Here is a 23,377-nt window from a genome sequence, read left to right as displayed (position 1 = left end):
GGCGTTACCGGGGAGTATCAGCCGATGGCCGCCACCCCGAACGGCAGCGTCAGCGGCAGGTCGTTGTAGGTGGCGATACCCGGAGCTGCGGCGACGACGGCCGGGATCGCATTGATCGGCGGGGTGGCCGTCATGATGTGGCCGATCTCCATGAAGTCGGCCAGCGTCTCGGCGGCGAAATCGGCCGGCGGGGCGAAACTGACGACCGTCTTGACCGTCGGGCGGCCGTCGACCTGGATCACCCAGCCGTCCTGGTCGATCTTCCAGTCCGGCTCCAGGGTCTGGCCCTTGCGCCACCGGACGGTCAGCTCCACCAGGGTCTTCCCGTTCTTGATGCCCTTCCACGAGGCGAACACCCCGGCCACGCAGCCGGCGCCGATGGTCCACGAACCGAGATCCAGGTCGGCGGTGGTTTGGGCGTACTCGGCGTCGCAGCGCACCTCGTCGAGCTCGACGCCCAGAGCGTCGCCGACCAGCCGGACGGCCTCGCCGAACACCCCGGTGCCCTTGGCGGTCATCGCAGGCAGCTCCGGGTCGTCGATCGGGCGGCCGAAGCCGACGGGCTTCTCGGTCTCGGGGGAGTCGTAAAAGGTGGTGTCGGCGGCCTCGGTCACGGTGACCTTGTCGACCCGGTCGGAGATCATCGCCGACACAATGGCCAGCAGCTCGATGTAGCCGGGGCTGATGCCCGAGCCGAGGATGGTCGACCCGCCGCGTTCGCAGGCCGCGATGATCCGGTCCCGGTCGGCGCCGAGGTTGTGGCCGGTGATGAACGACGCGGTGGCCACCACGTTGGCGCCGGATTCCAGGATCTTCACCAACTCGTCGGCGTTGCACCACATCGGGTTGTAGACGACGACGTCGGGCTTGAGCGCGAGCAGGGCGTCGGCGTCGTTGCTGGCCGTCACGCCGAGCGGTTCGATGCCGACGAGTTCGCCGACGTCGCGCCCAGCCTTGTCGGGTGACCAGGCGTAACAGCCGATTAGCTCCAGGTTGGGGTTGGCCGCCACGGCCTTGACCGAGCTTTTGCCGACGTTTCCGGTGGTCCACTGCACGACGCGGTACGGGGCGGTGCGCTGGGAATTGTTGAGCACTCGCTCAGCGTATCGGGGTGATGCGCAGCGGTGGGCGGTTTCGGCGGAGGCGACGCTTGTCCGCCGGGGTGCTTCAGCGCTGGGGGCGGCGGTTGCGCAGCCGGCGGGTCTTCCCGGCGGGCTTGTCGGCCTTGGCCTCGGTTTCCTCGGGTTTCCAGGATGACACCGGGGCGTCCTCGGGTTTCTCCCCGGGTTCCTCTGCGGTGGGCTCCTGGCTCTCCACCACGATCACCTCGTGGGCTTCCGCGACAACGACCTCCTGGTTGCCGTCGGCGTCCTCCACGACGACGACGTCGACCTCATCGACCTCCACCACGACAAGCTCGGCGGCCGTGTCGCCGGCCCCGCGCTCTGTCTCGTCGTCGACGGACTCGGCGTCGTCGGAGTCGTCGGAGCCGGAGGTGAGGCCCGCCTTCAGCGGCTTGATCGGCTTGACCTTCGGCGCCGTCTCGGCGGCAAACGCCAGGTAGAAGGCCAGCGAGGCCAGCAGTGCCGCGGCGGCGGCGCCGGCGTACCCGGCGAAGAACCACGCCCCGGCCTTCTCCAGCGGGACCGGAATCTCGGCGACGGCGATCCCGGCGATGGTCAACCCGGACAGCGCGCTCCCGACGATCGAGCACCAGTGCAGGGTCAGCGACAGCTGCGGGGTCCGCAGTTCCGGGCGCCGCACGCGCACCAGGTCCAGGTACGTCGGGGCGGCCAGCGAGGCCACCAGCGCTCCGGTCACGATGCGCAGGACGGTGCCGGTGGTGTGCGACACGCTGCCGGCGAACTCCCACCAGCGCGGCAGCGTGAACAGGAAGAACAACACCGCGGCGATCAGGAGGGTCAGCGTGTGCCAGACGACGAACAGCCTGCGCGTCATATTCCTCCTCGGGCGGACGTCGGCACCGGCCCGGCGCCGCGGTGGCCGCGACAAAAACGATCCGGGTGCCCGCAACGGTACTGAACGCATCTGCGGGCACCCGGATCAGGTGCGGAGGATAGGGGATTTGAACCCCTGAGGGCTGTTAACCCAACCCGCGTTCCAGGCGAGCGCCATAGGCCACTAGGCGAATCCTCCGCCGCAGAGTCTAGCGCAGCACATTGAGCTACAATGAAGCACATGACCGAGGTGGGGATCCGGGCCCTCAAACAGAACGCCTCCGCCGTCGTCGCCGAGGCCGCCGCGGGCGAGACGATCATCGTCACCGACCGCGGGCGTCCCGTCGCGCAGCTCACCCCGCTGCCCGCCTCGCCGCTGCAGCGCCTGCTGGCCTCGGGCCGGGCCCGCCCCCCGCGCCGCGACATCCGGGAGCTCCCCGCGCCGAGCCCCGGCCCCAGCCTGACGGCCGAGTTGGCCGCGATGCGCGACGCCGAGCGCTACTGATCCGGTGGCCTACTACTTCGACACATCGGCACTGGTCAAGCTGGTCGTCGCCGAGCCGGAAACGAGCGCCCTGACCGCCTGGATCGCCGAGGCCGATTCCGATCTCGTCTCCTGCGAACTGACGCGCACCGAACTGCTGCGGGCGGTCCGACGTGTTGCGCTGGACCGCGTGGTGGCAGCCCGGGCGGTGCTCGACGGGCTCGCCCTCATCACCCCGAGCACGGCGACGTTCGAGGCGGCGGGTCACCTCGACCCCATGCTCTTTCGCAGCCTGGACGCCGTGCACGTGGCGACCGCACTGGAACTCGGCGACGACCTGGCCGGGATGATCACCTACGACGACCGGATGGCCGACGCCGCGCGGGCGCACGGCATCGCGGTGGTTGCGCCGAACTGAACCGGCCGCCCCGGGGTCGGTGGAGGGTGGCCCTGCGGGGGTCGTACTACACTCTGCGATGGACCCCGCGCGGCGTCCATCCTGTGAACTCCCCCAGGGCCGGAAGGCAGCAAGGGTCAACGGGCTCTGGCGGGTGCGCGGGGTCCCCTGACGTCCTTCGTGCCCCCTCCGGCGAGAGGCCCCCGGTGTCATTCCATTCCCTCGGCCGCGCTGAACTGCAGGCCGAACACGAAAAATTGCGCCTCGCTTACGCCGATCTCCAGGCCAAGAAGCTGTCGCTGGATCTGACCCGCGGCAAGCCGTCGCCGGAGCAACTGGATCTCTCCGATGCGCTGCTGGGCCTGCCCGGCCCGGGCGACTTCCGCGACGCGGACGGCACCGACACCCGCAACTACGGCGGCCTGCACGGGCTGCCGGAACTGCGGGCGATCTTCGGCGAACTGCTCGGCATCCCGGTGTCGAACCTGATCGCCGGCAACAACGCCAGCCTGGAATTCATGCACGACACGGTGATGTATTCGCTGCTGCACGGCGGGGTGGATTCGCCCCGGCCCTGGGTCGACGAGTTGCGCGCCGGCACCGGGGTGAAGTTCCTGTGCCCGTCGCCGGGGTATGACCGGCACTTCGCCATCACCGAGACCGTGGGCATCGAGATGATCACCGTTCCGATGCTCGACGACGGCCCCGACCTGGACCTGATCGAATCGCTGGTGGCCGCCGACCCGGCGATCCGCGGCATGTGGTGCGTGCCGGTCTATGCCAACCCCACCGGGGTGGTGTACTCCGCCGAGAAGGTGCAGCGGCTGGCCCAGATGCCCACCGCCGCAACGGATTTCCGGTTGTTCTGGGACAACGCGTACCCCATCCACACGCTGACCGGTGAGTTCGTCGCGCCCGTCGACGTGCTCGGTCTGGCCGCCGCGGCCGGCTACCCGAACCGGCCGTACGTCTTCGCGTCCACCTCCAAGGTCACCTTCGCCGGTTCCGGGGTGTCGTTCTTCGGCGGCTCGAAGGACAACATCGCCTGGTACAGCTCGTACGCCGGGAAGAAGACGATCGGCCCGGACAAGGTCAACCAGCTGCGGCACCTGCGGTTCTTCGGCGACGCGGACGGGGTGCGCCGGCACATGCTGGCCCACCAGCAGATCCTGGCGCCGAAGTTCGCCCTGGTCGCCGAGATTCTGGCGGAGCGGTTCGGCGATTCCAAGGTGGCGTCCTGGACCGACCCCAAGGGCGGCTACTTCGTCAGCCTCGACGTGCTGCCCGGTACGGCCAAGCGCACGGTTTCGCTGGCCAAGGACGCCGGTATCGCGGTCACCGCGGCGGGCGCCTCCTTCCCTTACCAGCGGGATCCCGAGGACACCAATATCCGGATCGCGCCGAGCTTCCCGTCCCTGCCGGACCTGCGCAACGCCATCGACGGCCTGGCTACTTCGGCCCTGCTGGCTGCCACCGAGGCGTTGCTGGACCGCTGACGCCCGCTCGTGCCGTGGGTGCAGTACCAAATGTTGACGAACCAGCCGCTTCGTTTGGATAATCCAAACGAAGCGGCTGGTTCGTCACGGTTTGGTACTGCGTTCGGCCGTAGGTGTATCGGGAGAACACCTACGGCGGCCGATAGTCGGATCATCCGGTTGTCGGCGACCACCGGTGTTGCATTGATGCACCCGGCGCGCGGCTCTGTGATTCCCGGAACACCGGTCGTCGGCGCCAGTCGGTAGCCTGCTTGGGTGGCGCTCTACCGTAAATATCGTCCGGCGACGTTCGCCGAGGTCATCGGCCAGGAGCACGTCACCGAACCGCTGTCGACGGCGCTGGGTGCGGGCCGGATCAACCACGCCTACCTGTTCTCCGGGCCGCGCGGCTGCGGGAAGACCTCATCGGCCCGGATCCTGGCCCGCTCGCTGAACTGCGCGCAGGGCCCGACGCCGACCCCGTGCGGGGTGTGCGATTCGTGTGTGTCGCTGGCACCCAACGGCGGCGGCAGCGTCGATGTCACCGAGCTCGACGCGGCCAGCCACGGCGGCGTCGACGACACCCGGGAACTGCGCGACCGTGCCTTCTACGCGCCGGCGCAGTCACGCTATCGGATCTTCATCATCGACGAGGCCCACATGGTGACCACCGCGGGCTTCAACGCGCTGCTCAAGATCGTCGAGGAACCGCCCGAGCACCTGATCTTCGTGTTCGCCACCACCGAGCCGGACAAGGTGCTGCCGACCATCCGGTCGCGTACCCACCACTACCCGTTCCGGCTCCTTGCACCGCGCACGATGCGCACCCTGATCGAGAAGATCACCGAGGCCGAGGACGTCCGGGTCGACGAGGCGGTATACCCGCTGGTGATCCGGGCGGGCGGCGGATCCCCGCGCGACACGCTCAGCGTGCTGGACCAGCTGCTGGCTGGCGCCCAGGACGACCACGTCAGCTACCCGCGGGCGCTCGCGCTGCTGGGCGCCACCGATATCGCGCTGATCGACGACGCCGTCGAGGCGCTGGCGGCCGCGGACGCGGCGGCGCTGTTCGGGGCCGTCGAGTCGGTGATCGATGCCGGTCACGACCCACGCCGGTTCGCTACCGATCTGCTCGAACGATTCCGGGACCTCATTGTGTTGCAGGCGGTTCCGGATGCCGCCGCGCGGGGCGTGGTGGAGGCTCCGGCCTACGAGCTGGACAAGATGCGTTCCCAGGCCGAGCGGATCGGGACCGCGACACTGACCCGCTACGCGGAGGTCACGCACGCCGCGCTCGGGGAGATGCGCGGCGCGACCGCCCCTCGGCTGCTGCTGGAGGTGCTGTGCGCGCGACTGCTGCTGCCGTCGGCCGCCGACACCGAGGCAGCGTTGCTGCAGCGCCTAGAACGCGTCGAGATGCGGCTGGACATGGCGGTCCCGGCCGGCGAGATCGCCGCATCGCAGCCCGCCGGCGACGGGGTGATCGGCGCGGCCAAGCAGTATTCCCGGCCGAGCCGGCGCCCAGCGGCCGAGACTCCCGCTCCCGCTGCCCCGGCCACGGCAGTCCCGCCGGCCGCCGCGGCGCAATCGGCACCGCCCGCACAGCCTGCGCAGATCGCCCCGCCTGCCGAGTCCGCTCCGGTGCCTCGCCCGCCCGCTGAGCCGCAGGTGAGCAGTGCGCCCCAGCCACCGGTAGCGCCACCGGCCCAGCCGGCGCCGCCGCAACCCGCGCCGCGGCCGGCTCCCGCGGATGCCGACATTCCGCCGGACGAGGCTCCGCCCGAGGACGAGTCCGCACCGCCGGATTGGGGCGCCGAAACCCAACGGGCCACCCCGCGCCCGCCGCAGACCAGCCCGGTGCCGGAACGCCCAGTGCCGGAACGCCCCGTACCGGAACGCCCGGTTCAAGAGCGCCCCGCGCCGGCCGTCCAGGCACCGCCCGCTGCGCCGACCCCGCCTGCGCAGCCCGCTGCATCCGTCCCGGCCGCCCCACCGGCGGAACCGGCCCAGGCGCGGCCCACCGCCGTGCCCGCGGAACCCGATGCCTCCGCCGTGCGCAGCATGTGGACGACGGTGCGCGACAAGGTAAGAGCCCGCAGCCGCACCACCGAGGTCATGCTGTCCGGTGCCACCGTGCGGAGTATCGAAGACGGCACCCTGGTGTTGATGCACGAGTCGCCGCCGCTGGCGAAACGGCTGTCCGAACAGCGCAACACCGATGTGATCCGGGAAGCGCTCAAAGATGCGCTCGGCGTGGACTGGCGGGTGCGCTGCGAAGTCGGCAGCGCGGCGCCGGCGGTCCCCGAACCAGCGCGGCGGGCCCCGTCGCAACCATCGGCCGAGGAGCGTCAGCAGGCCGAGGCGTCGCGGCGCCGCGCCGAGGAGGAAACCATGATCGCCGAGGCCGCAGCCGACGACGCCAACCCGGGCCCACGGCGCGATCCCGAAGAGGTCGCCCTGGAACTGCTGCAGAACGAGCTCGGCGCCCGCCGTATCGACGGCTGAGACTACGAGGTCGGCAGGTCCTTGATGTCCGTCGGATTCGGCAGGCTCAAAGCCGAATCGAACTCGTGCAGCTCGATGGTGACCTGACCGTTCATATCGAACGAGATGGAGTGCACGTACCCGTCGGGGCCGACGCCGTAGTCGATGCTGCTCGGGGCGGGCATGGCCTTGGCGTCGACGGCGGCCGGAGCGCCCGCGGACGCCATTGCCGCACGCAACTTTTCGGTGTCGAGCTGCGCGCGGTAGACGGTGACCTCGGTACCGCCGACCTGCTTGGTGCCGTCATTGGACACCGAGGTGATCGCCTGAGCCGCGGGTGCGAAGTACATCGAAACCATCAGCGTCGCGCCCTGGGATCCGGCCCCGGAGGACGGCGCGCGGTACCAGGTGTCCGCACCGCCGCCGTAGGCCTGCTGGAAAAGGTCCGAGCGCATCAGCATCTCGGATCCGCGGATCAGCATCTCCTGCTTGGTCGGCCCCGGACCGACACCGCTGACCTCGGTGACCTGGTAGACGACGTTGTCGGAGACGTCGGTCTGAATCTTGCTGGTGGTGGTCATGGCACCGCCGCCGGGCATCCCCGACATCGACATCGTCATGTCGCCCTGGTAGGTCTTCAGCTGGTCCATCCGGGTCAACGCGGCCAGCAGGTCCTGCTTCGGATCACCGGTCGACGACGGCGACACCACACCCGAACCCTGCGCCGACGAACCGCCGCCGGAACCCCCGCAGCCCACGGCCAGGAAGCCGACCAGTCCCACAATCAGCACGCACCAGAGATTTCGCCGCGTCATGGACGGTCAATCTACCCGGGTCCCAGTCCGAGATAGAGCGGAAATTTGATCCGATGACGGCTACGGCGTCCACCACGGACGCAGCGGCAGGCCGCCGTCGTTGCCGTGGTCGTCGATCTTCACCGCCAGAACCTGGTGCAGTTGAACCACATTCGACTCGAATCCGAGCCGGGAGCCGGCCATGTAGAGGCCCCACACCTTGGCTGTGGCCAGACCGACCTCGGCCACCGCCTCGTCCCAGTGCTCGACGAGGTTGGCGCTCCAGTCGCGCAGCGTCAGGGCGTAGTGGTGGCGCAGGTTCTCCTCGTGCATCACCTCCAGGCCGACGTTCTGCATCTCGGTGATGATCCGGCCGGACCCGGTCAGTTCCCCGTCGGGGAACACATAGCGGTCGATGAATCCGCCGGCGCTGCCGTCCGCACGATTGTCCGGGCGGGTGATGCAGTGGTTGAGCAGCAGCCCGCCCGGGCGCAGCCGGGACTGCAGGAACTTGAAGTACGCCGGGTAGTTGGCCACCCCGATGTGCTCGGTCATCCCGATCGAGGACACCGCGTCGAAGCCGGACTCGGTGACGTCGCGGTAGTCGCTGTGGCGCACCTGGGCGAATTCGCCCAGCCCCTCGGCGTCGATCGCCTGCTGCGCCCAGGATGCCTGCTCGCGGGACAGGGTCACACCCAGGACGTGCACGCCCCGGCGTGCGGCGTAGCGCACCATCGACCCCCAGCCGCAGCCGACGTCGAGCAACCGGTCCCCGGGCGAGAGGCGCAGCTTTTCGAACACCAGCCGGTACTTGTTCTCCTGGGCCTCCTCCAGGGTCGCGTCGGCGTCGGGATAGCACGCGCAGGTGTAGGTCATCGACGGCCCGAGCACCCACTCGTAGAACGTGTTCGACACGTCGTAGTGGTGATGGATGGACTCGGCGTCGCGGTTGCGGCTGTGCCGCAGGCCTTCTGCGAGTCGTCGCCACCGTGGCAGCACCTCCTGCGGCGGCGGGGCCACCGGGCGCAGGCGCTCGATGCCGACCGACCGCACCACGTCGAGCAGCACCCGTGCCGGTGGCCGCTTGAGGTCGAGATCCTCGGCCAGTGTCTTGAGCATCGGGTACGGGTCGCCGGGGTGCGCACCGAGGATCTCCAGATCCCCGGAGATGTAGGCGCGGGCCATGCCCAGATCGCCCGGTGCGGTCAGCAGGTAGGTGGCACCGCGCGGGGTGCGCAACTCCAGGCCCAGGGGCGCATCGTCGGGACCGGCGCTGCTGCCGTCGTAGGCGGAAAAACGCAGCGGCAGTTCCTCGCCCGCGGCGAACACCTCCAGGATCTCGGCCAGCGACATCCGGGAGTGCGACGCCGCGCCGTCGTTGATGGGGGTCTCCTTGAATGTTGTCATCGTCGTTGCACCGCCTTTGCATAGAGATCGAGCAGTCGGGAGTCGGGATCGTAGGTCTGTTTCACGGCACGGTATTTCGTGCCGCCGTAGAGCGCGTCGAACTCGTCGGGGGAGTAGAAGGATTCGGAATACAGCGATTTGTGCCCGCCGAGTTCGGCGACCTGCTTCTCGATGGCCCGGTTGGTGTGACCCGGGGCGGGCCCGGCCGGGACCGAGGACCAGAACCCGACGTTGACGTAGGTGTGGTGCGGTTTGATCGGGTACAGCGGCCACGCCTGGTCGCCGCGTAATCGCAGCGGGCACAACCACACCGGCTCGATGGGCACATTGGCGTCGAACCACTGCAGGAACTCGGCGGTGTTCTCGATCGGCACTTCGATGTCCTGGACGACCCGCTCCCGCAGCGGCGCCGGCGGGCGCCGAAGGCTGCGGCCCTCGATCCGGTCGGCGATGTCGAAGCGCTGGTCGTAGCCGATGAGTTTCCAGTAGAAGCTGCTGCGCCGGTAGCGCCGCGGCCACAGCGGCCGGATTCGGGGATTCTGCGCGCCGAACGCCCGTGAGCACCAGAACCAGTCGGTGTCCCAGCGCCACAGGTAGTCCGCGATGGTGAGCCGATCGGTCTTGCCCGCTGGGTTGTCGTGCTGGATGGATCGGTAGTAGATCTGCGAGCCGGTGTAGTCGCTGACCGGGCCGGGTTCGTCGCTCTGGCGGCCCAGACACAGGTACGCCTCACCGGGGGTGAACATCACGCCGTCGAGGTAGTCGACCCGACGGCCGTCGTGCACACCGGTTTTCACGATGTCGTCCATGTCGGCGACCAGTTCGTCGAGCCCGTGATAGCGCAGGTGGGTGAGTTCCACGAACGGCGCCACCGGCTCCAGCTCGATCCGCAGCCGTACCGAATAGCCGAGCGTTCCATAGGAATTCGGGAAGGTGAAAAACAGATCGGAGTTCTGGGTGGCGGAGGCGGTGACGACGTCGCCGGCGCCGGTCAGGATGTCGAGCTCCAGCACCGATTCGTGCGGCAGCCCGTTGCGGAACGACGACGACTCGATGCCCAGCCCGGTGACTGCTCCACCGAGGGTGATCGTCTTGAGCTGCGGCACCACCAGCGGCGCCAGCCCGTAGGGCAGCGTGGCGTCCACCAGATCCTCGTAGGTGCACATGCCCGCGACGTCGGCGGTGCGCGCCACGGGGTCGACGGACAGCACCCCGGTCAGCCCGGACACGTCGAGCCCCGGTGCGGTGTTGCGCGCGCGGGCCCGGAACAGATTCGAGGTGCCCTTCGCCAGCCGGACGGTGGCCTGCGCGGGAATCGCCCGGTAGCTGGCCAGAAGTCGCTGCACACCGGCGGTGTGCGCGACGGGTGCATCGTCGGTCGGCACATACACACCTACTACGCTAGTCCTGGAATACGGGCCGTGCGAGCGATGCGCGGAGCGACATCGCAGAACACCGCGGGAACACAAGGAGATTCATCTGATGGCACGTGTCAGCGCAACGAGCACTGTCCTGGTCAACGCGGCACCCGACGCCGTTCTGGCCGCGGTCGCCGACTACCAGAAGGTGCGGCCGGAGATCCTGACCGACAACTACAGCAACTACCGGGTGCTCTCCGGCGGTGAGGGCGCGGGCACCGTCGCCGCGTGGAAACTGCAGGCCACCAAGAGCCGCTCGCGCGAGGTCGAAGCCCACGTGGACGTGGCCGGCAAGACCGTCATCGAAAAGGACGCCAATTCCTCGCTGGTGACCAACTGGACCGTCGCACCGGCCGGGACCGGCTGCACCGTCACAGTCAAGACCAGCTGGGACGGCGCCGGCGGTGTCAAGGGCTTCTTCGAGAAGACCTTCGCCCCGCTGGGTCTGCGCAAGATTCAGGACGGGGTGCTGGCCAAGCTCAAGACGGTCGTCGAGCAGCAGGCCTAACCGGCGCGGTTCTGCGCGACAAGATAGGTGGCGATGCCGCGCACGATGGCCTCGGCGTACTTCTGGCGTCCGGCCTCGGTCTTCATCAACGCCGAATCCGCCGGATTCTTCATGTTGCCGCACTCGACCAGCACCGACGGGTACTGCGCCAGGTTCAGCCCGGCGATATCCGAGCGGCCCATCAGCCCGCCGGAGCCGATGTAGGTCGCCGGGGTCAGCCCGGAGGCCTGCATCTGGTCACGCACGGTCTTGGCCAGCACCACCGCGGGCCCGGCCTGCACCTGGTTCAGCGGCGGGCTGGAGTAGAGCACGTGGAAACCGCGGCCGGTGGCCGGGCCGCCGTCGGCGTGGATGCTCACGATCGCGTTGGGGTGCACGCTGTTGGCCATCGCGGCCCGCGCGTCGACGCACGGCCCGTGCGAGGCGTCGTCGCCGCGGGACATGGCGGTGCGCACGCCGTACTGGGTGAGCAGCTGACGGACCCGCAGGGTGGTGTCCCAGGTGAAGGTGTGTTCCGGGTAGCCGTCATCGGTGGAGGTGCCCGACGCCTGGCAGTCTTTGGTGCCCCCGCGACCGGTCGGCACCTGCACGCTGTTGCCCTCGTTGTTGGCGTTGTGGCCGGGGTCGAGGAAGACGATCATCCCGGCGATGCTGGCCGGAGCGGCGTCGGCGTCGGGGGCGGTCGACGGGGTCATCGTGGCGGCCGCCGTCAGCAGGGCGGTGGCCAGCACGGCTCCGACACGCGGGCGGGTTCGCAGATGCACGGGCGCCACGCTAACCGCCAGACGACTAGGCTGTTAAGGGCCGAAGCCCCAGATGGGGAATGCGGAATCAAGTCGAGACCGAAACGCAAGGGGACTGTCATGCAACCCGGGAATCCGCCCGATATGTCGGCGTTGCTGGCCCAGGCGCAGCAGATGCAGCAGCAGCTGATGGCCGCTCAGCAGAACCTGGCGACCGCCGATGTGCACGGCCAGGCCGGTGGCGGACTGGTGCGCGTCACCATGAAGGGCAGCGGTCAGGTGACGGCGGTGGCCATCGATCCCAAGGTGATCGACCCCGACGACCCGGAGACCCTGCAGGACCTGATCGTCGGCGCGCTCGCCGACGCCGCCAACCAGGTCAACGAGCTGGTGCAGACCCGGCTGGGCCCGCTGGCCGGCGGGATGGGCCAGGCGCTGGGCATGCCCGGCTACTGAGATGTTCGAGGGACCGGTCCAGGATCTGATCGACGAGCTGGGCAAACTGCCGGGCATCGGCCCCAAGAGCGCGCAACGCATCGCCTTCCACCTGATCTCGGTGGAACCACCCGACATCGATCGGCTGGTCGGCGCGCTGAGCCGGGTGCGCGACGGGGTCACGTTCTGCGAGGTCTGCGGCAACGTGTCCGACGCCCAGCGCTGCCGGATCTGCGCGGACTCCCGCCGCGACGCCTCTGCGGTGTGCGTGGTCGAGGAACCCAAGGATGTGCAGGCCGTCGAGCGGACCCGGGAGTTCCGCGGCCGCTATCACGTGCTCGGCGGTGCGCTGGATCCGCTCTCGGGCATCGGTCCCGAGCAGCTGCGGATCCGGGAACTGCTGAACCGGATCGGCCAGCGGGTCGACGGCGTCGACGTCGCCGAGGTCATCATCGCCACCGATCCCAATACAGAGGGGGAGGCGACGGCCACCTACCTGGCTCGGGTGCTGCGCGACATCCCCGGTTTGACCGTCACCCGGATCGCGTCCGGGCTGCCGATGGGCGGGGATCTGGAGTTCGCCGACGAGCTGACCCTGGGCCGGGCCCTGGCCGGTCGCCGCGCGATGGGCTGAGCGCCACATCACCAGAACCCACCGGGGCGGGCTCCGGGGTCAGAAGGCCCCGGCGGCCTCGGAGCCGTGGTCGATGGTGAAGTCCGGCTCGCCCGGATCCTCGCCGGTACCGCCGGTGGGCTCGTCCTGGTTGTTGTACGACGGCCCGTTGTCCTGGGCCTCCTCACCGGTGCCGCCGGCGTGCTCGCCGGAATCCCAGTAGTCGGGGTTGTTCGGGTCGTCGGGGGCCTGCGGATCGTCGGCGGCGATTTCGACGGTGTCGGGCTCCTCGGCCCAGGCCGGTGCGGCCACGGCCGGAGCCAGCGTCACCGCGCCCGCGACGGTGAGGGCGACGAGCCCGGTCTTTGCCAAATTCATCGGCGGCGATCCTTCTGATTTGAGGGGAATCTGCTGTGAGTGCGCCCAGGATAGACCGCGAAGGTGAATTCCGCCCGATGAGCTTTTCGACGCCGAACCGGGCGGGTGCGAACGGGAATTTTGGGGCGATGATTTTCCGTCGGGAACGGCGGACGACGGGTGCTAGCGTCGTGACGTCGAATGAAACCCGCCGGAGTGAGGGGACCTAACCGTGAAGAACATGACGCGACGGGCTGTTGCCGGGGCGCTGCTGGTGTCGGCCGCTCTGCTCTCCGGATGCCACGGTTCGGTCAGTATCGGCAAGACGGTGTCCAAATCCGACGTCGAGACCAAGATCAAGCAGCAGTGGAACGAGCAGGTTCCGCAGCAGAAGGCCAAATCGGTGGCCTGCGACGGCGACCTGGACGCCAAAGTCGATGCGACGCAGCACTGTGTGGTGACCACCAGCGGCGGCGAGCACCCGGTGACCGCCACCGTCACCAACGTCGACGGTTCGGACGTCAACTACAAGTGGCACACCGACGACAACTGATCGCCGGTCACACGCGCCGCGGCGCGGCCAGCCGTTCCCGCCGCAACAGGTCGACCTCGGGCAGATCCAGCGGCGGCAGTTCGCCAACCACCTTCGCCAGCAGATAGTCGGCCAGCTCCGGATTGCGGGCCAGGCAGCAACCGTGCAGATAGGTGGCGATCACGCTGCCCTGCACGGCGCCGTCGATCTCGTCGCCGAGCCGGTTCCCCGCCCCCTTGGTGACTCGCGCCAGCGGCCGGGCGTCGGGGCCTAAAGCCGTTCCGCCACGGTGGTTCTCGAACCCGGTCAGCGGCTGGGTCAGCCCGTCGATCAGCGGAGTGGAGGCCACCTCGCCGATGGTTCGCTCCGGCTGCGGTGAGGTGGTCAGGTCCAGCAGGCCGACGCCGGTGACCCGCTCGCCGGCGGCCGTCTCATACCAGTGGCCGAGCACCTGGATGGCCGCGCAGATCGCCAGCACCGGAGCGCCGCGTTCGGCCGCGCGCTGCAGGCCGGGATGGCGGATCAGGTGTGTGGTGGCCAGCCGCTGCGCGTAGTCCTCCGCGCCGCCGAGGGTGTAGATGTCCAGCGAGTCGGGCACCGGTTCGCTCAGGGTGATCTCGACGATCTCGGCGTCGATGCCGCGCAGCCGCGCCCGCTGGCGCAGCACCACCGCGTTGCCGTTGTCGCCGTAGGTGCCCATCACGTCGGGCAGCACCAGCCCGATCCGCACGGTGCTCATGGCAACCGGCTGTTTCGCTGCGCCGGGCCTCTGCCTCGCTCGTTCCTCGCTCGTTGAACCCGGCGGTCCAATTGCAGAAATGCGGTGTAGTTGGCGACGAGCTCGACGTGCCCGGGCGGGCACGAGGCGATGGCGGCCAGCGGGTCGTGCACCAGCGTGTGGGTGACGCCGGCGTAGCCCAGCCGCACGGCCAGGTCGGTGCCGCGTTCCCCGGACGCCACCACCGGCAGTCGTTGGGAAGGCAAGACGAAGTGCTCGAAGTTGACGTCCCACAGCCAGGACAGGTCCTCGCCGTCGGGCACCTGGCCGTTGACCGCGATCACCACCGGGGCGTCGGTGTCGACCATCGACAGCGCCTCCTGCCAGCCGGCCGGGTTCTTGGCCAGCAGCAGCCGCACGGTGTGCGCGCCGACGGTGACCGTGCGGTAGCGCCCGGCGACCTCGTCGACGCTGGACGCCGCGGCCACCGCCTGGGCCGGGTCGGCGCCCAGTGCGACGGCCGCTGCCACCGCCTGGGCGGCGTTGCCGCGGTTGACCGCGCCGGGCAGCGCCAACTGCATGGGCAGCACCAGGCCGTCGGGCCCGTAGAGCGCCGACTCGTCGAACCACCACGACGGGGTGGGGCGACGGAAATCCCCGCCGGTGGAGTGCCAGTCGGTGCCGTCGCGCACGATCAGCTCGCCGCTGCGCGGGCAACTGACCGAATCACCGGCCCAACCGCCGCCGGCGGCCACCCACACGACTTTCGGGCAGTCGTAGGCGGCCGAGGTCATCAGCACGTCATCGCAGTTGGCGACGACGATCGCGTTCGGGTGACGGGCCAGCCCGGCCCGCAACGTGCGTTCGATGTGGTTGATCTCGCCGACCCGGTCCAGCTGATCGCGCGACAGGTTGAGCAGCACGATCACCGCCGGATCGATGGCGTCCGCGACATGCGGGACGTGCATCTCGTCGACCTCGAGGGCGGCCAGGGGAGCGGTGCGGTTGGCGGCCAGCGCCGCGATCAGCCCGGCGTCCATATTGGCGCCCTCGGTATTGCACGCGACACCGGAACCGCCGGCGGGGCCAAGCGTCGCCAGCGCGGCGGCCACCATGCGGGTGGTGGTCGACTTGCCGTTGGTGCCGGTTACCACCACGGACCGGCGTCCCCGGCCCAGCTCGGCCAGCACCGTCGGGTCGATCTTCATGGCGATCAGGCCGCCGATCATCGCGCCGGCGCCGCGGCCGGTGGTCCGCGAGGCCCAGCGCGCGGCGGAACCGGCGGCCAGGGCCAGGCGGGCGCGGGCGGTGATCACGGGGACAAATGTACGCATTCACCTCGGCTGCGGGCGGCACGGGTGATGTCGGACACGGATCTGTCGGTGCGGCGTGCGATGCTCACTGTGTGAGTCAGTGCTGGGGCCGGCCGGCCACCGAACCGGGGTCGGGTTGGGCGGTGGTCGACGTGGAAACCTCGGGTTTCCACCCCGGGGAACACCGCGTGCTCAGCGTCGCCGTGCTGGCGCTGGACGCCGACGGCCGGGTGCAGGGATCGGTGGCCAGCCTGCTGAACCCGGGCGTGGACCCGGGACCCACCCACATCCACGGTCTGACCGCCGAGATGCTGGAGGACCAGCCCACCTTCGCCGAGATCGCCGGTGACGTCGCCGAGCTGATGGCCGGGCGCACCCTGGTGGCGCACAACGCCGCATTCGACTACTCGTTCCTGGTCGCGGAGGCCGAGTTGGCCGGTGCCGAGCTGCCGATCGAGACGGTGATGTGCACCGTGGAGCTGGCTCGACGGCTGGATCTGGGCCTGGACAACGTGCGGCTGGAAACCCTCGCCCGGCACTGGGGACAGTGCCAGACCCGCCCGCACGACGCGTTCGACGACGCCCTGGTGCTGTCGAAGCTGCTGGTGCCGGCGCTGGCGCTGGCCGAAGAACGCGACGTCTGGCTGCCGGTGCGCCCGGTGACCCGTCGTCGCTGGCCCAACGGCCGGGTGACCCACGAGGAGCTGCGGCCGCTGAAGGCGCTGGCGTCGCGGCTGCCGTGCCCGTATGAGAACCCCGGCCGCTACAACGGTGGCCCGCTGCTGCGCGGCATGCGGGTGGCCCTGTCCGCGGAGTGTTCCCGTACCCACGAGGAACTGGTCGAGCGGATGCTGTATGCCGGTCTGGCCTATGCCGACACGGTGGATCCGCAGACGTCACTGGTGGTGTGCAACGACGCCCGCTCCGCCCGCGGGAAGGGCCTGGCGGCCCGCGAGCTGGGCGTTCCGCTGCTCACCGATTCCGAGTTCATGGCGGGGGTCCGTGACGTCTCCGCCGGCGGCGGCATCGTCGCGGACGCCGCGGAGGTTTCCGTCGTTCCCGACGACGGCCAGTTCGCGCTGTTCTGAACCGTAGGGACACCGCTGACAACGGGATCGCGACCGTGACGCGCGCGTCTTCTATTTTTACTCAATCCGCAATTTTGTTAACATCTCATATTCGGCGACTCGTGGCGTAAACGGCTTGCGAGGTTGATGCAGAGTGAGGTGACGTGGTGCCACCCCAGAAGGACGGCGGCTCCCGTTTCACGCAGCGGGCCAAGGCGCTGCTGCGCGACGTAGCGCTGCAGGCCACGGTGGATATCGTGCGCACCCGCGGCTGGGCGCAGACCCGGATGGCCGACATCGCGACCCTGGCCGGGATCAGCAAACCCACGCTGTACAAGTACTTCGGTTCCCGCGACGAGCTCGCCCGCGCCTACGTCGACCGCGAGGTCGACCTGATCCTGCAGACCGCCCGCAGCGAGTTGGAACGCTACCCGGATGACCCGGAACGGGCACTGACCGAGGGCCTGCGCCATATCGTCGACGATATGAGCCGTAACCCGCTCATCCGGGCGGTGCTCACCGACGATGCGGCCGCGGCCAGCCTGCTGCCGCTGGTGACCACGCACGGCGAACGGCTGCTCAAACACTCCGTCGACGAGATGGCGTCGATCATCCGCGCGGCGCTGCCCGGTGCGCAGCCCGAGGACGTCCGCGCCTACTCCGACACCATGGTCCGGATGATGATCAGCCACGCGATCCTGCCCAGCCCCTCGACCGAGGACAGTGTCGACTCGATGCTGCGGGTGGCGTTGCCGCTGCTGCGCGACGTGCGCGGCAAAGGTACCGCCGCGCAACCGGGTGCCTCCGATTCGAATTCCCCAATGGAAGGTCAAGACGAATGCCGAAACTGACACGTGAGATCGCCAAGCTGAAGTCGTTCGACGCGGTGACCCACTACCGGGACAACTACCAGGCCCCGGCCGACAACGGATTCTTCGGACCGGACTCGGTGGCCTGGCGGGTGTGGGGCTACCCCAGCTCGGTGGTGATCGGATTCACCCGGGCGGTCACCATCGAGCAGCTCGACCCCAACCTCAACGCCGCCGTCGAGGGCACCGGCGACGTCCGGTACCGCACCCGCACGCGCTACGAGCGCACCATGCGCTACTTCGCCCTGGCCGCCTTCGGCGATACCGCGACCGCCACCAAGGCCGCTGACGTCCTGGTCAAGGTGCACTCCAAGGCGATCGGCACCGACCCGGTCACCGGCGGCCACTACGACGCCAACGACCCGGCGTCGCAGTTGTGGATCCACGTCACCGCCTGGCACTCGATCCTCTACAGCTACGAGCTGTTCGGCGGCGGCAAGCTGACAGAGGCCGAGGAGCTGCAGTACTGGGCCGAATGTGCCCGGGCCGCTGAGCTGCAGACCATCACCGTCGAGGACGTCCCGCGCAGCCGCGAGGAGGTGCGGGCCTTCTTCGAGTCCTGGCGCCCGAAGATCGCCGCCTCGGAGATGGCGCAGGACATGACCGACTTCATCCTGGAGTCCAAGTTCGTCATGCCCGCCGACATGCCGCGCTGGTCGCATCCGCTGCGCGACCTGATCACCGGCGTGCTGCGCCGGGCCGTGATCTCCACCTACCCGCCCTACATCCGCAAGATGTTCGGCCTGTCCCAGAGCAGGCTGGTCGACGGGATCCTGCAGGTGTCGCTGCGTACCCTGTTGCGCGCGGTGTACTCGAACAAGGCCCTGTTCATGCGGATCGCCGAGTACATGGTCCCGACGACGGTGCCGGTCGCCGCGCACGCCATCCTCGGGATTCCCGCGCAGTCCGAGGTCATCATGACCCCGCGCGAGGCGCAGGCCCGCTACGGCTACGACATTCCCGCCGAGGCGCACAAGGAACTGCGCGCCAAGCAGGAGAAGCGGGTCTTCGGGGAGGGGCTCGCGCCCAGCGACGAGGGCCTGATCGAGTCCGAGCAGTTCATCGGGACCCGAGCCGGCTGACTCGACGAGCAAGCGAGGAACGGGCGCGCGAGGAAAAGGTCAGCCGAAAACAACACCGGCTGACTCGACGAGCAAGCGAGGAACGAGCGCGCGAGGAAAAGGTCAGCCGAAAACAACACCGGCTGACTCGACGAGCAAGCGAGGAACGAGCGCGCGAGGAACGGGCGCGCGAGGAAAAGGTCAGCCGAAAACAACACCGGCTGACCTTCACAAACAGACGACGACGCCCGGCAGGAACGGATCTTGCCGGGCGCCGTCGTACCGTCGAAAGGTCAGGCCAGGGCCTTGGCCTTCAGCGAGTCGAACTCGGCCTGAGTGATAGCCCCGGCCTCCAGCAGCGCCTTGGCGTCGGCGATCTCCTGGGCCGGCGAACGGCCTGCGGCCTCGCGGATGTAGCTGTCGGTCTCCGCCTTCGCGGCGAGCGCGGCATCCCGGGCGCGCTGCGCCATGCCATTGCCGCGAGCGACCAGGTACACCAGCGCCGTGAGGAACGGGAAGACGATCAGGAACACCGTCCAGATCGCCTTCACCCAGCCGGAGGTGGTGTGGTCGCGCCAGAACAGGTCGGTGATGATCTGGAACAGGATGATCAGGTACGCGACGAACGCGAAGATCATGATCGTGTACCAGAGCAGACCCCCGATGCTCTGCCAGTCGATCTCCATGTGCATGTTCACTCCTTGAAAGCGCCCGGCACGACGGTGTCGGCCCAGGTGTGACGCCCCCTCATCCGGAAACCCTACCGGTGGGTAGCAATCGGTGCGTTGCTGTCCTCGCTACGCTCGCGCTGCGCGATTCATCGCTGTGTTGTCGCCGCGGTAAGAATCGCTCCGCACTCGCTACGCTCGCGCTGCGCGATTCACCGCGGACACAACGGCCCGCAGGGACGCCGTCGTGATCGACGGCGCGATGCCCACGCCCCACACCGTCTTGCCGCCGATGGACGCCTCGACATATGCCGCGGCCTGGGCCTCCTCGCCCGCGGACATGGCGTGCTCGGAGTAGTCCAGCACGTTCACGTCGAAGCCGACCGCACCCAGTGCGTCGCAGAACGCCGCCAGCGGACCGTTGCCGGCGCCGACGATCTCGCGCTCCTCGCCGTCGATCTTGACGATCGCGGTGATGGTGTCGGTGCCGCCGTCCTCCTCGGCCGCATCCACCTTCTGCCGGATCCGCTCCAGCGGGGTGACCGGCGCCAGGTACTCCTGCTGGAAGGCGTCCCACATCTCCTTGGGTGCGATCTCGCCGCCCTCGCCGTCGGTGATCCGCTGGATGGCCTGGGAGAACTCGATCTGCAGCCGGCGCGGCAGGGCCAAACCGCGGTCGGCCTTCATGATGTAGGCCACCCCGCCCTTGCCGGACTGCGAGTTCACCCGGATGACGGCCTCGTAGGTCCGGCCGACGTCCTTGGGGTCGATCGGCAGGTAGGGCACCTGCCACAGAATGTCCTCGACGTCCGCGTCGGCCGCGTCGGCGTCGACCTTCATCTGGTCCAGGCCCTTGTTGATGGCGTCCTGGTGGCTGCCGGAGAACGCCGTGTACACCAGGTCACCGCCGTAGGGGTGCCGCTCGGGCACGGCCAGCTGGTTGCAGTACTCCACGGTGCGGCGGATCTCGTCGATGTTGGAGAAGTCGATCTGCGGATCCACCCCGCGGGAGAACATGTTCAGCCCCAGCGTCACCAGGCACACGTTGCCGGTCCGCTCGCCGTTGCCGAACAGGCAGCCCTCGATCCGGTCGGCGCCGGCCTGGAAACCCAGTTCGGCGGCGGCCACCGCGGTGCCGCGGTCGTTGTGCGGGTGCAGGCTCAAGATGATCGAGTCACGCCGCGCCAGGTTGCGGCTCATCCATTCGATCGAGTCGGCGTAGACGTTCGGGGTGGCCATCTCGACCGTGGCCGGCAGGTTGACGATCAGCGGCCAGTCCGGCGTCGGTGCGATGACGTCGGCGACCGCGTCGCACACGTCCTTGGCGTACTCCAGCTCGGTGCCGGTGTAGGACTCCGGGGAGTACTCGTAGCGCCATTCGGTCTCGGGGTGTTTGACCGCTTCGGCCAGGCACATCTTCGCGCCGTCGGTGGCGATCTTCTTGACGGCTTCTCGGTCGGCGCGGAAGACCACCCGCCGCTGCAGGATCGAGGTCGAGTTGTAGAAGTGCACGATCACCTTCGGCGCGCCCGCGCACGCCTCGTAGGTGCGCTTGATCAGGTCGGGGCGGCACTGCACCAGCACCTGGATGGTGACGTCGTCGGGGATGGCGCCGTCGGTGATGATCGAACGGACGAAGTCGTAGTCGGTCTGGGACGCCGACGGGAACCCGACCTCGATCTCCTTGAAGCCCATCTGCACCAGCAGGTCGAACATCCGCCGCTTGCGCTCGGGGCTCATCGGGTCGATCAGGGCCTGGTTGCCGTCGCGCAGATCCACCGCGCACCAGGCCGGGGCGTGGTCGATGACGACGTCGGGCCAGGTGCGATCGGGCAGCGAGATCTGCTCGACCTCGTCGGCGAAGCTGCGGTACCGGTTGACCGGCATCGAGGAACTGCGCTGGGTGTTCCAGGAGGGTTGCCCGGGATTGCGCGGGCCGGCGGGGGTGTTGACGGTGCGCACCGACGAATAGGCGTCGCTGGAGGATGGGGTAGTCATGATGGGTGCTCCGAAGGTCTCGATGGGATTTCAGACCGGCACATCGCGAAGACCCGCGACGGGAGGCCAGTCTGGATCAGACCCCGTCGCGGCGCCCGAGGAGGAGCACACGCTGCACATCGGGCACTCTACTCCTGTCGGTGCGTGCAGCTCAAACGCCGCCGTCGGCGGGAGCGGACGGCCGCGGCTATCGTGGGACATCGTGGATTTCTTGAGAGGGGCGAATCGGCGCTGGTTGTTCGCCGGGTCGACGACGATCATCGTGCTGTTGATCATCGGCGTGTCCCAGCTGCCGTGGTTCCGGGACAAGACCTCGCCCGAATGCGTGCCGGTGCGCGACATGCTGGCGTTCAACGCCTCGGAGGGCAAGCGCATCGGCGCGCAGGAGAATCCGACCCAGGCGGACTACCGGGCCTGGGCCGACGGGCTGGCCGACCGCTCCGGCAAGGTCACCGACGCGACGCTGGCCGGACACGCCATCCGGCTGTCCACCTACGCCAGCCAGTTCGCCTCCGGCTACGCGCTGATGCCGCAGAGCACGCGCCCGGGCCAGAAACCGCCGGACGAGTACTACCGGCTCAACATGCTCAACCAGCAGATCCTCGACGAGACCAAACAGCTCGAGGGCCTCTGCCCGGCCCCGTCCGGATTCCGGATCCCGTTCATCGGCTGAGCCCGCGGAGCCCCGGGTGGGCGCGGTGACCGGCGGTTTCAGCGATCGGACGGGGAGTAAACGCCCAGATGGGAGTGCCTTATCCTTGGTGGCTGAGTCCGGTCGTGGACCCGCACCCAACGTGAAAGGTCGGTCAGTGGCACTCGTCGTGCAGAAATACGGCGGATCCTCGGTGTCAGACGCCGACCGGATCCGGCGGGTGGCCGAACGGATCGTGGAGACCAAGAGGGCCGGCAACGACGTCGTCGTCGTGGTCTCGGCGATGGGGGACACCACCGACGACCTGATGGACCTGGCCAAGCAGGTCTGCCCGGTGCCGCCGGCCCGCGAGCTGGACATGCTGCTGACCGCCGGTGAGCGGATCTCCAACGCACTGGTCGCCATGGCCATCGAGTCACTGGGCGCCCAGGCCCGCAGCTACACCGGGTCCCAGGCAGGTGTCATCACCACCGGTACCCACGGCAACGCCAAGATCATCGACGTCAACCCCGGCCGGCTGCGCGCCGCGCTCGACGACGGGCAGATCGTGCTGGTCGCCGGGTTCCAGGGGGTCAGCCAGGACACCAAGGACGTCACCACCCTGGGCCGCGGCGGATCCGACACCACCGCCGTCGCCGTCGCCGCCGCATTGAACGCCGACGTTTGCGAGATCTACACCGACGTCGACGGCGTGTTCACCGCCGATCCGCGCATCGTCCCCAACGCCCGACGGTTGGACAGCGTCAGCTTCGAGGAGATGCTGGAAATGGCCGCGGCCGGCGCCAAGGTGCTGATGCTGCGCTGCGTCGAGTACGCCCGCCGCTACGACTTGCCGATTCACGTGCGCTCGTCGTACACCGACAAACCCGGAACCATCGTCAACGGATCGATCGAGGACATCCCCATGGAAGACGCCATCCTGACCGGAGTTGCCCACGACCGCGGGGAGGCGAAGGTCACCGTCGTCGGCGTGCCCGACGTGCCCGGCTACGCCGCCCGGGTGTTCCGCGCCGTCGCCGACGCCGACGTGAACATCGACATGGTGCTGCAGAACATCTCCAAGGTGGAGGACGGCAAGACCGACATCACCTTCACCTGCGCCCGGGACAACGGGGCCACCGCGGTGCAGAAGCTCGACTCGCTCAAGGGTGAGATCGGTTTCACCAGCGTGCTTTACGACGATCACATCGGCAAGGTGTCGCTGATCGGCGCGGGCATGCGCAGCCACCCGGGCGTTACCGCCACGTTCTGTGAGTCGCTGGCCGACGCGGGTATCAACATCGAACTGATCTCCACCTCGGAGATCCGGATTTCGGTGCTGATCAAGGACACCGAGCTCGACCGTGCGGTCGCCGTGCTGCACGAGGCGTTCGGCCTCGGTGGCGACGAGGAAGCCGTGGTCTACGCGGGGACGGGTAGGTAGCGC

Annotated in this window: 24 protein-coding genes, 1 tRNA gene and 1 other RNA gene; 14 read left to right on the top strand and 12 right to left on the bottom strand. The window is 68.9% G+C overall.

The genetic code is table 11. The features are described 5' to 3' along the window. Window positions 1–17 precede the first annotated feature (17 nt). The 3 genes from G6N16_RS01575 to G6N16_RS01565 all read right to left on the bottom strand — a co-directional run bounded on the left by G6N16_RS01575 (window position 18) and on the right by G6N16_RS01565 (window position 2,157). On the bottom strand, window positions 18–1,094 hold the full coding sequence (locus G6N16_RS01575) for an NAD(P)H-dependent amine dehydrogenase family protein (RefSeq protein ID WP_083033179.1): 1,077 nt from the start codon (window positions 1,092–1,094) through the stop codon (window positions 18–20). A gap of 73 nt (window positions 1,095–1,167) precedes the next feature. Further along, window positions 1,168–1,959: a lipid uptake coordinator LucA gene (locus G6N16_RS01570; protein WP_083033178.1), complete on the bottom strand. Its 792-nt coding sequence runs from the start codon at window positions 1,957–1,959 to the stop codon at window positions 1,168–1,170. Between the two features lie 112 nt (window positions 1,960–2,071). After that, window positions 2,072–2,157, bottom strand: a tRNA-Ser gene (locus G6N16_RS01565). 42 nt (window positions 2,158–2,199) lie between these two features. On the opposite strand from G6N16_RS01565, the gene G6N16_RS01560 reads away from it, so the two are divergent. The 5 genes from G6N16_RS01560 to G6N16_RS01540 all read left to right on the top strand — a co-directional run bounded on the left by G6N16_RS01560 (window position 2,200) and on the right by G6N16_RS01540 (window position 6,819). Beyond that, window positions 2,200–2,463: a type II toxin-antitoxin system Phd/YefM family antitoxin gene (locus G6N16_RS01560; protein ID WP_083033185.1), complete on the top strand. Its 264-nt coding sequence runs from the start codon at window positions 2,200–2,202 to the stop codon at window positions 2,461–2,463. A gap of 4 nt (window positions 2,464–2,467) precedes the next feature. Next, complete coding sequence (locus G6N16_RS01555; RefSeq protein WP_083033176.1) at window positions 2,468–2,860, top strand: type II toxin-antitoxin system VapC family toxin; 393 nt, start codon at window positions 2,468–2,470, stop codon at window positions 2,858–2,860. A gap of 57 nt (window positions 2,861–2,917) precedes the next feature. Then, window positions 2,918–3,012: signal recognition particle sRNA small type (gene ffs, locus G6N16_RS01550), an RNA gene on the top strand. A gap of 33 nt (window positions 3,013–3,045) precedes the next feature. Further along, window positions 3,046–4,335: an aspartate aminotransferase type Ic gene (locus G6N16_RS01545; protein WP_083033175.1), complete on the top strand. Its 1,290-nt coding sequence runs from the start codon at window positions 3,046–3,048 to the stop codon at window positions 4,333–4,335. A gap of 255 nt (window positions 4,336–4,590) precedes the next feature. Further along, complete coding sequence (locus tag G6N16_RS01540; RefSeq protein ID WP_083033173.1) at window positions 4,591–6,819, top strand: DNA polymerase III subunits gamma/tau; 2,229 nt, start codon at window positions 4,591–4,593, stop codon at window positions 6,817–6,819. Window positions 6,820–6,821: 2 nt separating this feature from the next. Here G6N16_RS01540 and G6N16_RS01535 read toward each other — a convergent pair whose 3' ends face one another. Genes G6N16_RS01535 through G6N16_RS01525 form a run of 3 tightly spaced genes read right to left on the bottom strand, consistent with a single transcriptional unit; the run spans window position 6,822 to window position 10,390 of the window. Then, complete coding sequence (locus tag G6N16_RS01535) at window positions 6,822–7,613, bottom strand: hypothetical protein (protein ID WP_133052998.1); 792 nt, start codon at window positions 7,611–7,613, stop codon at window positions 6,822–6,824. A 60-nt stretch (window positions 7,614–7,673) separates the two neighbouring features. Next, a complete protein-coding gene (locus tag G6N16_RS01530) occupies window positions 7,674–8,999 on the bottom strand; it encodes a class I SAM-dependent methyltransferase (protein ID WP_083033170.1) in 1,326 nt (441 codons plus the stop codon). Then, on the bottom strand, window positions 8,996–10,390 hold the full coding sequence (locus tag G6N16_RS01525) for an FAD-binding oxidoreductase (RefSeq protein WP_083033169.1): 1,395 nt from the start codon (window positions 10,388–10,390) through the stop codon (window positions 8,996–8,998). The genes G6N16_RS01530 and G6N16_RS01525 overlap by 4 nt, the downstream gene beginning before the upstream one ends. A 91-nt stretch (window positions 10,391–10,481) precedes the next feature. On the opposite strand from G6N16_RS01525, the gene G6N16_RS01520 reads away from it, so the two are divergent. Beyond that, window positions 10,482–10,925: an SRPBCC family protein gene (locus tag G6N16_RS01520; protein ID WP_083033167.1), complete on the top strand. Its 444-nt coding sequence runs from the start codon at window positions 10,482–10,484 to the stop codon at window positions 10,923–10,925. Here G6N16_RS01520 and G6N16_RS01515 read toward each other — a convergent pair. Beyond that, window positions 10,922–11,698 carry an Rv3717 family N-acetylmuramoyl-L-alanine amidase gene (locus G6N16_RS01515; protein WP_407663611.1) on the bottom strand — a complete coding sequence of 259 codons (777 nt, stop codon included), beginning with the start codon at window positions 11,696–11,698 and terminating at the stop codon, window positions 10,922–10,924. The two genes, G6N16_RS01520 and G6N16_RS01515, sit on opposite strands and share 4 nt — an antisense overlap. A gap of 90 nt (window positions 11,699–11,788) precedes the next feature. Here G6N16_RS01515 and G6N16_RS01510 point away from each other — a divergent pair, with 90 nt between their 5' ends. Both G6N16_RS01510 and recR read left to right on the top strand, forming a co-directional pair. Continuing rightward, window positions 11,789–12,124, top strand: a complete 336-nt coding sequence (locus G6N16_RS01510; protein WP_083033166.1) for a YbaB/EbfC family nucleoid-associated protein — start codon at window positions 11,789–11,791, stop codon at window positions 12,122–12,124. A gap of 1 nt (window position 12,125) precedes the next feature. Next, the gene (gene recR, locus G6N16_RS01505; RefSeq protein ID WP_083033164.1) at window positions 12,126–12,737 is read left to right on the top strand and encodes a recombination mediator RecR; all 612 of its coding nucleotides are present in this window, start codon (window positions 12,126–12,128) and stop codon (window positions 12,735–12,737) included. 39 nt (window positions 12,738–12,776) lie between these two features. Here the strand turns inward: recR and G6N16_RS01500 are convergent, their stop codons facing one another. Continuing rightward, window positions 12,777–13,094, bottom strand: coding sequence for a hypothetical protein (locus tag G6N16_RS01500; protein WP_083033162.1), 318 nt, complete (start codon window positions 13,092–13,094; stop codon window positions 12,777–12,779). A 220-nt stretch (window positions 13,095–13,314) separates the two neighbouring features. Between G6N16_RS01500 and G6N16_RS01495 the strand changes: the two genes are divergently transcribed. Then, entirely contained in the window at window positions 13,315–13,626 is a 312-nt protein-coding gene (locus G6N16_RS01495) for a DUF4333 domain-containing protein (protein ID WP_133052997.1), read from the top strand. Window positions 13,627–13,633: 7 nt separating this feature from the next. On the opposite strand, the gene G6N16_RS01490 is transcribed toward G6N16_RS01495, so the two are convergent. After that, window positions 13,634–14,344: a type 1 glutamine amidotransferase gene (locus G6N16_RS01490; RefSeq protein WP_083033159.1), complete on the bottom strand. Its 711-nt coding sequence runs from the start codon at window positions 14,342–14,344 to the stop codon at window positions 13,634–13,636. Beyond that, window positions 14,341–15,639, bottom strand: a complete 1,299-nt coding sequence (locus tag G6N16_RS01485; RefSeq protein ID WP_083033158.1) for a Mur ligase family protein — start codon at window positions 15,637–15,639, stop codon at window positions 14,341–14,343. The genes G6N16_RS01490 and G6N16_RS01485 overlap by 4 nt, the downstream gene beginning before the upstream one ends. Before the next feature lie 89 nt (window positions 15,640–15,728). On the opposite strand from G6N16_RS01485, the gene G6N16_RS01480 reads away from it, so the two are divergent. The 3 genes from G6N16_RS01480 (at window position 15,729) to G6N16_RS01470 (ending at window position 18,654) form a co-directional block, all read left to right on the top strand. Further along, window positions 15,729–16,724 (top strand): DEDDh family exonuclease, encoded by a 996-nt coding sequence (locus tag G6N16_RS01480; RefSeq protein WP_083033156.1) that lies wholly within the window; start codon window positions 15,729–15,731, stop codon window positions 16,722–16,724. A 146-nt stretch (window positions 16,725–16,870) separates the two neighbouring features. Further along, the gene (locus G6N16_RS01475) at window positions 16,871–17,554 is read left to right on the top strand and encodes a TetR/AcrR family transcriptional regulator (protein WP_163787726.1); all 684 of its coding nucleotides are present in this window, start codon (window positions 16,871–16,873) and stop codon (window positions 17,552–17,554) included. Beyond that, entirely contained in the window at window positions 17,542–18,654 is a 1,113-nt protein-coding gene (locus G6N16_RS01470; RefSeq protein ID WP_083033150.1) for an oxygenase MpaB family protein, read from the top strand. The genes G6N16_RS01475 and G6N16_RS01470 overlap by 13 nt, the downstream gene beginning before the upstream one ends. 272 nt (window positions 18,655–18,926) lie before the next feature. On the opposite strand, the gene G6N16_RS01465 is transcribed toward G6N16_RS01470, so the two are convergent. After that, complete coding sequence (locus G6N16_RS01465; protein ID WP_234806003.1) at window positions 18,927–19,325, bottom strand: SHOCT domain-containing protein; 399 nt, start codon at window positions 19,323–19,325, stop codon at window positions 18,927–18,929. A gap of 168 nt (window positions 19,326–19,493) precedes the next feature. After that, window positions 19,494–21,299, bottom strand: coding sequence for a 2-isopropylmalate synthase (leuA, locus tag G6N16_RS01460; RefSeq protein WP_163787725.1), 1,806 nt, complete (start codon window positions 21,297–21,299; stop codon window positions 19,494–19,496). A gap of 202 nt (window positions 21,300–21,501) precedes the next feature. Between leuA and G6N16_RS01455 the strand changes: the two genes are divergently transcribed. Together G6N16_RS01455 and G6N16_RS01450 are read left to right on the top strand one after the other, a co-directional pair. After that, entirely contained in the window at window positions 21,502–21,972 is a 471-nt protein-coding gene (locus G6N16_RS01455; protein WP_133053038.1) for a hypothetical protein, read from the top strand. Between the two features lie 136 nt (window positions 21,973–22,108). Next, entirely contained in the window at window positions 22,109–23,374 is a 1,266-nt protein-coding gene (locus tag G6N16_RS01450) for an aspartate kinase (RefSeq protein ID WP_083033953.1), read from the top strand. The last annotated feature ends 3 nt before the right edge of the window (window positions 23,375–23,377 follow it).

The sequence above is a fragment of the Mycolicibacterium insubricum genome, from assembly GCF_010731615.1.
Classification (GTDB): domain Bacteria; phylum Actinomycetota; class Actinomycetes; order Mycobacteriales; family Mycobacteriaceae; genus Mycobacterium; species Mycobacterium insubricum.
This window is presented reverse-complemented; position numbering and strand designations above follow the sequence as displayed.

Bases quoted from the DNA above. Each gene is read 5' to 3' on its own strand.
- G6N16_RS01570 (WP_083033178.1), bottom strand. From the start codon at position 1,959: ATGACGCGCAGGCTGTTCGTCGTCTGGCACACGCTGACCCTCCTGATC.
- G6N16_RS01560 (WP_083033185.1), top strand. From the start codon at position 2,200: ATGACCGAGGTGGGGATCCGGGCCCTCAAACAGAACGCCTCCGCCGTC.
- G6N16_RS01535 (WP_133052998.1), bottom strand. From the start codon at position 7,613: ATGACGCGGCGAAATCTCTGGTGCGTGCTGATTGTGGGACTGGTCGGC.
- G6N16_RS01530 (WP_083033170.1), bottom strand. From the start codon at position 8,999: ATGACAACATTCAAGGAGACCCCCATCAACGACGGCGCGGCGTCGCAC.
- G6N16_RS01520 (WP_083033167.1), top strand. From the start codon at position 10,482: ATGGCACGTGTCAGCGCAACGAGCACTGTCCTGGTCAACGCGGCACCC.
- G6N16_RS01510 (WP_083033166.1), top strand. From the start codon at position 11,789: ATGCAACCCGGGAATCCGCCCGATATGTCGGCGTTGCTGGCCCAGGCG.
- recR (WP_083033164.1), top strand. From the start codon at position 12,126: ATGTTCGAGGGACCGGTCCAGGATCTGATCGACGAGCTGGGCAAACTG.
- G6N16_RS01500 (WP_083033162.1), bottom strand. From the start codon at position 13,094: ATGAATTTGGCAAAGACCGGGCTCGTCGCCCTCACCGTCGCGGGCGCG.
- G6N16_RS01495 (WP_133052997.1), top strand. From the start codon at position 13,315: ATGACGCGACGGGCTGTTGCCGGGGCGCTGCTGGTGTCGGCCGCTCTG.
- G6N16_RS01490 (WP_083033159.1), bottom strand. From the start codon at position 14,344: ATGAGCACCGTGCGGATCGGGCTGGTGCTGCCCGACGTGATGGGCACC.
- G6N16_RS01470 (WP_083033150.1), top strand. From the start codon at position 17,542: ATGCCGAAACTGACACGTGAGATCGCCAAGCTGAAGTCGTTCGACGCG.
- G6N16_RS01465 (WP_234806003.1), bottom strand. From the start codon at position 19,325: ATGCACATGGAGATCGACTGGCAGAGCATCGGGGGTCTGCTCTGGTAC.
- leuA (WP_163787725.1), bottom strand. From the start codon at position 21,299: ATGACTACCCCATCCTCCAGCGACGCCTATTCGTCGGTGCGCACCGTC.